The sequence below is a fragment of the Streptococcus sp. GMD1S genome (assembly GCF_000296875.1).
Lineage (GTDB): Bacteria > Bacillota > Bacilli > Lactobacillales > Streptococcaceae > Streptococcus.
In genome coordinates this window covers 1-7,606 of record NZ_AJQY01000046.1, presented here as the reverse complement: position 1 = coordinate 7,606, position 7,606 = coordinate 1, and the positions used below count along the sequence as shown (strand labels likewise).

At 41.0% G+C, this 7,606-nt stretch carries 8 protein-coding genes and 1 pseudogene; 5 read left to right on the top strand and 4 right to left on the bottom strand.

Annotation, left to right across the window (positions count from 1 at the left end; translation table 11 throughout):
- The 5 genes and pseudogenes from GMD1S_RS06005 to GMD1S_RS05985 all read left to right on the top strand — a co-directional run.
- Window positions 1-443 (top strand): amino acid ABC transporter ATP-binding protein (locus tag GMD1S_RS06005; protein ID WP_000630237.1); only part of this gene is annotated, 443 nt, incomplete at its 5' end.
- Window positions 444-453: 10 nt separating this feature from the next.
- Window positions 454-1,247, top strand: a pseudogene (locus GMD1S_RS06000) (transporter substrate-binding domain-containing protein).
- Between the two features lie 12 nt (window positions 1,248-1,259).
- The gene (locus GMD1S_RS05995) at window positions 1,260-1,961 is read left to right on the top strand and encodes an amino acid ABC transporter permease (protein ID WP_000131127.1); all 702 of its coding nucleotides are present in this window, start codon (window positions 1,260-1,262) and stop codon (window positions 1,959-1,961) included.
- Window positions 1,946-2,605, top strand: coding sequence for an amino acid ABC transporter permease (locus GMD1S_RS05990; protein ID WP_000443854.1), 660 nt, complete (start codon window positions 1,946-1,948; stop codon window positions 2,603-2,605). Before GMD1S_RS05995 ends, GMD1S_RS05990 begins: the two co-directional genes overlap by 16 nt.
- A 129-nt stretch (window positions 2,606-2,734) precedes the next feature.
- A complete protein-coding gene (locus GMD1S_RS05985; protein WP_000613909.1) occupies window positions 2,735-3,517 on the top strand; it encodes a DUF4037 domain-containing protein in 783 nt (260 codons plus the stop codon).
- A 288-nt stretch (window positions 3,518-3,805) separates the two neighbouring features.
- On the opposite strand, the gene GMD1S_RS05980 is transcribed toward GMD1S_RS05985, so the two are convergent.
- The 4 genes from GMD1S_RS05980 to GMD1S_RS05965 all read right to left on the bottom strand — a co-directional run bounded on the left by GMD1S_RS05980 (window position 3,806) and on the right by GMD1S_RS05965 (window position 7,451).
- Window positions 3,806-4,828: a YdcF family protein gene (locus tag GMD1S_RS05980; RefSeq protein ID WP_000273632.1), complete on the bottom strand. Its 1,023-nt coding sequence runs from the start codon at window positions 4,826-4,828 to the stop codon at window positions 3,806-3,808.
- Between the two features lie 67 nt (window positions 4,829-4,895).
- Window positions 4,896-5,333 carry an Rrf2 family transcriptional regulator gene (locus GMD1S_RS05975; RefSeq protein ID WP_001167392.1) on the bottom strand — a complete coding sequence of 146 codons (438 nt, stop codon included), beginning with the start codon at window positions 5,331-5,333 and terminating at the stop codon, window positions 4,896-4,898.
- A gap of 164 nt (window positions 5,334-5,497) precedes the next feature.
- The gene (locus tag GMD1S_RS05970; RefSeq protein WP_000801529.1) at window positions 5,498-6,439 is read right to left on the bottom strand and encodes a hypothetical protein; all 942 of its coding nucleotides are present in this window, start codon (window positions 6,437-6,439) and stop codon (window positions 5,498-5,500) included.
- Window positions 6,440-6,599: 160 nt separating this feature from the next.
- Window positions 6,600-7,451, bottom strand: a complete 852-nt coding sequence (locus tag GMD1S_RS05965) for a metallophosphoesterase family protein (protein ID WP_000161094.1) — start codon at window positions 7,449-7,451, stop codon at window positions 6,600-6,602.
- Between the last annotated feature and the right edge of the window lie 155 nt (window positions 7,452-7,606).

Here is a 7,606-nt window from a genome sequence, read left to right as displayed (position 1 = left end):
TTAAAGTTCTAGGAATTGATAAAAAAGAAGCTGAAAAAACAGCCCAAAAATATCTGGAATTTGTAAATATGTGGGACAAGAAAGATTCCTATCCGGCCATGCTATCTGGTGGACAAAAACAACGGATTGCCATCGCACGCGGACTCGCTATGCATCCCGAACTCCTCCTCTTTGATGAGCCAACATCTGCTCTTGATCCTGAGACTATCGGAGATGTTCTAGCAGTTATGCAAAAACTGGCACATGACGGAATGAACATGATCATCGTTACCCACGAAATGGGCTTTGCCCGTGAAGTTGCTGACCGTATCATCTTTATGGCCGACGGAGAAGTTTTGGTGGATACGACAGATGTCGATGACTTTTTCGACAATCCAAGCGAACCTCGTGCCCAGCAATTCCTCAGCAAAATTATCAACCACGAAAGTGACAAAGTCAAATAAGGAGGCGCCTATGAAAAAGAAATTCTTTTTATCAGCATTATTGATTAGCCTTTTCGGTCTTGCTGCTGCAAAACCAGTCCAAGCCGATACTAGCGTCGCAGACATTCAAAAAAAGGCGAACTGGTTGTCGGTGTCAAACAAGACGTTCCCAATTTTGGTTACAAAGATCCCAAGACAGGGACTTATTCTGGTATCGAAACCGACTTAGCCAAGATGATTGCAGATGAGCTCAAGGTCAAGATTCGCTACGTTCCTGTTACCGCTCAAACCCGTGGACCTCTTCTTGACAATGAACAGGTCGATTTGGATATCGCAACCTTCACCATCACAGACGAACGCAAAAAACTCTATAACTTTACAAGTCCCTACTACACGGACGCTTCTGGCTTTTTGGTCAATAAATCTGCCAACATCAAAAGCATTGAGGACCTAAACGGTAAAACGATTGGGGTTGCCCAAGGATCCATCACCCAACGCCTGATTACTGAACTGGGCAAAAAGAAAGGTCTAACCTTTAAATTCGTTGAACTTGGTTCCTACCCAGAATTGATTACTTCCCTTCACGCTCACCGTATTGATGCCTTTTCCGTGGATCGCTCTATCCTCTCTGGCTACATCAGCAAACGGACAGAACTACTAGATGATAGTTTCAAGCCATCTGACTACGGTATCGTCACCAAGAAATCAAATACCGAGCTAAACGACTATCTTGATACCTTGGTCACTAAATGGACCAAGGATGGTAGTTTGCAGAAACTCTATGACCGATACAAGCTCAAACCATCTAGCCATACCGCAGATTAAGGAGGACACCCCATGACAGATTTATCATCTTGGACAGCCTATTTTCAGGATTTTGGACAATTTTTTAATGGTTTCCTCTTCACCCTTGCCCTAGCGATTGGATCTTTTATCCTCGCCATGGTTTTGGGCATCTTCTTTGGGGCCATGTCAACCAGCAAACGCCCATTCTTGCGTGTTTTGGCTCGTATCTTTGTCGAATTTTACCAAAATACTCCCCTCTTGGTGCAGTTTGTCATCGTCTTTTATGGTTTGCCTCTTATCAGTGAACACACCATCATGATTCCGATTTATTGGACAGCTGTACTTTGTGTGGGACTCTATCACGGCGCCTATATCGCTGAGGTTATTCGTTCAGGGATTCAGTCTATTCCTAGCGGTCAGATGGAGGCCGCCTTGTCCCAAGGTTTTACCTATATCAGTGCCATGCGCTTGATTATCTTGCCTCAGGCCTTCCGTATCATTCTCCCTCCATTGACCAACCAAATCGTCAACCTCATCAAGAACACCTCTACAGTTGCCATCATCTCTGGAGTAGACTTGATGTTTGTGACCAAATCTTGGTCGGCCCTCAACGGAAACTATATCCCAGCCTTTTTAGGCGCTGCTCTTCTCTACTTTGCCCTATGCTTCCCTGTTGCCCAGTTTGGTCGCAAGATGGAGCAAGCCAACAAAAAACCTATTCACTTTAGGAGGTTACTATGGAATCTATTTTAGAAGTTTTGACCCCAGATAACCTAATCTTTATCTTTAAAGGATTTGGCTTGACCCTCTACATTTCTCTGATTGCTATCGTCCTCTCGACCCTTATCGGAACAGTACTAGCCGTCATGAGAAATGGGAAAAATCCTGTCTTACGGATCATCTCCAGCATTTATATCGAGTTTGTACGTAACGTTCCCAACCTCCTCTGGATTTTCACCATCTTTTTGGTGTTTAAGATGAAGTCCACACCAGCTGGTATTACCGCCTTTACCCTTTTTACCTCAGCAGCCTTAGCTGAGATTATCCGAGGCGGTCTCAATGCCGTGGACAAGGGCCAGTATGAAGCAGGAATGTCGCAAGGTTTTACCTCTGCGCAAATCCTCTACTACATCATTCTCCCACAAGCGATCCGCAAAATGCTGCCAGCCATCATTTCTCAGTTTGTAACTGTGATTAAGGATACCAGTCTTCTCTACTCTGTTATCGCTCTACAAGAACTCTTTGGCGCCAGCCAAATTCTCATGGGCCGTTATTTCGAACCAGAGCAGGTCTTCAGTCTTTATATCCTGATTGCCTTGATTTACTTTATCTTTAACTTTACTATTTCTAGCTTGTCTCATAAGCTAGCAAAACGTTGGCAACAAGCTGCGGAATAAAAACGAAATGTGAACTCAAAACAAGGGTTCACATTTTTTGCTATAAATGAAAAAGAGCAGCTCAATGCTATGCAAACGTTTTACTTTTTTGGTAAAATGACTTTAAAACCATAACGTAAGGAGAAAAAAATGATCCAAGAACTTTGCAAAGAATTCTCTCAACTTGAACAAGTAGAAGCTATTGCTCTTGGTGGTTCTCGTGCAGGACAAGTCTACGATCAAAATTCTGACTATGACGTTTATGTCTATCTAAACTCTTCTATTGATGAGGCGATTCGACGAGATATCTTGAGTAAGTATTGTTCTTATATGGAAATTGGAAACCAGTTTTGGGAGTTAGAGGATGACTGTGTACTAAACAACGGTATCCAAATCGAGTTGATTTATCGTTCGCTGGAGTCGTTTGAACAAGAATTGAACACAACTGTTTTTCAACACAAAGCTCAAAATGCTTATACAACTTGCATGTGGCACAATCTACTCCACAGCAAGATTCTATACGACCCGAATGGACACTATGCTTCTCTCCAAAAGACTTACCAGATTCCCTATCCACAGGAACTCAAAAAGCATATCATCGAAAGGCAACTCCTTTTGCTAGAACAAGCCATGCCTGCCTTCTCTCACCAAATAGAAAAAGCTATCAAACGCCAAGATTTTCTCAGTATGAATCATCGTACAAGTGAATTTTTTGCTTCCTACTTTGACTTGTTATTTGCGCTCAATGAGCAAACCCATCCTGGTGAAAAACGAATGTTGGAGTACGCAAAGACCAATTGTACTCTCCTCCGTAAGCAATTTGAAGAAACTATTCGCAAGTATTTCCAACTACTCTATCAACCACAACAAGGAGAACAAGCGATCGTAACCTTGCAAACTATCCTGAAGGAACTAAAAGCCATTTTGCCATAGACCAAAAAGAAAATGTGAACCTCTCTGTTGTTGTTCACATTTTTATTTGTCGTTGACTGTAAAATTCTAGTCTACTCATATTCAGTTGCCTATTTTTGACTCTCTCTGAAAATCTGTAACTAGGTTAGAAATTGTTCAATTGATTGACGAGCAATCATGAAACCGTTCCAAAAACCGCACTCACAATCACTTACCCTGCTCTTTCATTACTAGTGACAATTTTTCCCTTAGGGTTACTACAAGATTTTTTAGAGATTCTAACAAGAATTACAATATGAATTTTACATATTACCATAGAACACCTCTATAGGAGAAAATCAGAGCTAAAATTAATAAAATATAGAAGGCGAGAAAAAGCCATCTCATCTTCACACATAGAGCAATATATTCTCTAATAAAGGCCGATGGGATATAGTAGGCGGCTGTACGGCAACCAAGACCATCTCCCTTCATCCCAATACGGCGAGCATAGGTACTGGTACGAAAAACATGGTAATCATTGGTCACAAAGAGAAAACGTGGACTGGCCACCAGCTTCTCTCCCATTTCTTTTGAGAAGAGAAGATTCTCATAGGTCGTCGTTGAGTCTTCCTCTAGGAGAATCGCTTCTCTCGGAACATCCGTCTCTTCCAGCAAATAATTACAAATTGCCTGACCCTCGGAAATCTTCTCATCCCCACCTTGACCACCACTTGCGATGATTTTAACATTGGGATTGAGAGACTGGCGATAGGCTTCTACTGCCTTGTCAATGCGACTCTTCAGTAAGGGAGTGACTTTTTCTCCATTCAACAAGCCTGCTCCGTGAATGATAATAAAATCATAATGTTTTTTCTTAGGAATGAAAAGATACAGAATGGAATAAAGCAGAAATCCTGCAAAGGCAAAACCAAAAATCAAATACGAATAAATCAAAAAGAAAAAGATAATATTCACTAGATGATTGGTGTAAAACAAGCCCTTGGTATCGCTCACTCGAATCGCCATGATTACAAAAAAGAATAGAATCACACACCCTAGCCCCAGAGACAAATAATTTGCCTTGGATTTTCCTTCTTTTCTCAACAATACAAATCCGTTATAAATCAGAAAAAAGCCACTTAGAAAAACTAAAAAAGGCAGCAGGAGAAAAATCCCTGCAAAGAAAATCATGTGCACTTCTTCCTGCCCAGCTTCATAAAAAAGATTGGCAATAGACAGGTAAGAAAAGAGCAGAGATAAAAGCAAGAGAGCTGGATTCCAGAGACTGCGATTGTCCCTTAAAAACGAAACGAGAAAAAGTAGGACAAAAAATCCTGTGATAAAGTACATAGTCTCCTCCTTTGATGACTACATTGTACCATAATTATAGCAATAGAAAAAGAGAACCTTAGTCCTCTTACTTAGACAGTTTATTCTGAGCATCTGCTACAACCTGAGCCAGACTTGTCTGACGCAGTTGGTTCTCCATAGCTGCTTGAACATCGAACAGTTTTTGGTCCAAAACTGCATGGATATTCGCACCAATTGGGCAATTAGGATTTGGATTGTCATGGAAACTAAAGAGCTTACCGGATTTTCCTAAACACTCCACAGCTTGGTAGACATCCAACAAACTGATATCCTGAAGGTCTTTTATTATCTCAGTTCCTCCCGTACCACGAGCAACTGAAATCAATCCTGCTTTTTTGAGTTGCGATAAAGTCTTACGGATAATGACTGGATTAACTCCGACACTAGCCGCAAGAAAATCGCTGGTTACTTTACTTTCTGTATCCTGCATTGCAATAATAATCATCATATGAGTCGCAATTGTAAATCGGCTTGAAATTTGCATCTTCTTCTCCTTTCATTGATATTTTATTCATCTTTTCCCGTATAAACATTATACCGTTTTTGGTTTTCCTGTCAAATATTATCGACTGATTACCTTTTCCATGCAAAAAGTCCTGTATCCCTCTTGGCAACCAGAGCGGTAGAGGGCATACAAAGACTTATTTTTTATGCAATTTTACGGACAATCCCTTTTGTTTTATGACTTGACCAAACCGAGCTGATAGACGCCCCAGCACCAACTAAGGTAAACACAGCTAACATAGCTAGATTATAAAAATAGTTATCTGGGAAATCACCGCTAAAGATTAATTGATTCACCACTCGGAAAGCAAAGGCAAACTCAACCCCTAGTTTGGAAACGACTTCCATCGCCAAATCAATTTGATTCACTAGAAAGACAGTAATCACCATCCAAATAGAGGAAATTACAATCCCCTTTCGAGATATCTTTCTTCCAAGGATTTCATATCCTTTAATGGTACAAATCCCCAGAACAATCCCCGCTACCATAGCTACATAACCTAGACGAGCGATAAATAGAGCAACTGCTCCACCAATCAAGGCTCCAAGCAAGGCACCGACTGCTCCAAGAAGAACATTTTCCTTCTGGTTTTGATAAGAATCCACCTCAATCTGAAGATTGCTCTTCAGCAATTGATAGCTTTCCTCATTGATAAGGAAAATTGAATCACCTAATTGATAGAGACCAACAGGACCCTCCTGACCACTGTAGGCACAGACTTGGACGAAATGATGGGTTTCAAGGAAGGCAACGAGATCTGTTATGAGCGTCTGTAACTTCTCAATTGTTTTTGATTTGCGCATGGCACCTTTTACAACAAAAGAAACAAGGTACTGGTTGATAGACAAGGTCGACAAGTTTGGAAGAGATTCACTCTTAAACTCATCCCAAACCAATTCATTTTCTTCTGAATCCGCAGGATTGCCATTCAAACTCACACTGACACAAAGTCGAAACTGATTTTTCACGTCAGTTTCTTGCAGGAAAAGTAAATAGCCTGACTGCGTGCCATAAATACTACGCGAATCTTCGTCAAATTGCAAGCCTAACTTCGAGGCAATGGCGTGTAACTCTTCTGGTTTCATTATCTGTCTCCTCTTATTTTGAATATCAATTAGTATGAGATTCAAATTAGTTATATTCCGTTATTCTAACATAAATTTGAGAAGCCGTCAATTCGTATCCAGTTCGACTTATCGCGAAACAGCAGTCACTGGACTATCTGATTTCTAGCTAGAAGTCCTCTTAAAACCAATCTTTCTTGTCTCTTTCCATCCAGAGTTCAACATCCTGATCATAACCTTCTTGTTCACTGATTTGACCTAACAGTTCGTGATTATGAGTATGGTGAATCCCATTTACCAAACTTTCATAGTAGACTTGAAAATAGGGGAGCTTCAAATCCTTAGCCAACTGTAATTCAGCTTCCACATCATAATCCACTCGACGAAAATCAACATCAGACAAACCTGCTTCATCAAACTCTAAGATCATATACTGGGCCCGCAGGTCCTTACGCAACTTCGCATCTAGAAAGAAAGGTTGTCCAATGGAACCTGGATTAAGAATCAACTGTCCATCACTTCCGTAACGAAGCAACTGTTGGTGGATATGGCCATATACTGCGATAGAGGCGTGTGGATTCGTCACCAATCTATCAAAATCTTCTTGCTTTCCCGTATGAATCAACTCTCTACCCCAGTTTTTATCAGGGAGATGGTGAGTGATTCCTACCATCAAATCACCAAACTGACGATGAACTTGCATGGGTTGATTATTGAGGTCTTCGATTTCTTCAGGGCTGACCTCCTCTAAGATGTACTGACTTTGACGCAGGAGATAACGATGACTCGCTATTGTAGGATCTAACTTGCGATGCAGGCCTCGCCAGAGACTATTCTCCCAATTTCCCAGCACTCTTACTGTAATAGGCAAGCTAGCTAATAGGTCCAAGATCCTTCTACGTCCTGTCCCTGGCATCAGAATATCCCCTAAAAGCCAGTATTGGTCTACCTCTGCCGCTTTAGCATCAGCCAATACAGCTTCCAAAGCTGTCATATTTCCATGTATGTCTGAAAGAACTGCTATTTTCGTCATTCTTTCTCCTCATTTCCTCTTACTTCTTTTGTTAGTATTATAGCAGAAAACACTCAAAAAGAGCACTATCACTACTCACTGGATTGACTTGTAAAGGCTTCCAAGATGTGCTATAATATAGGTAGAGAGTTCCCATTCATTTAGGATTATGTGGT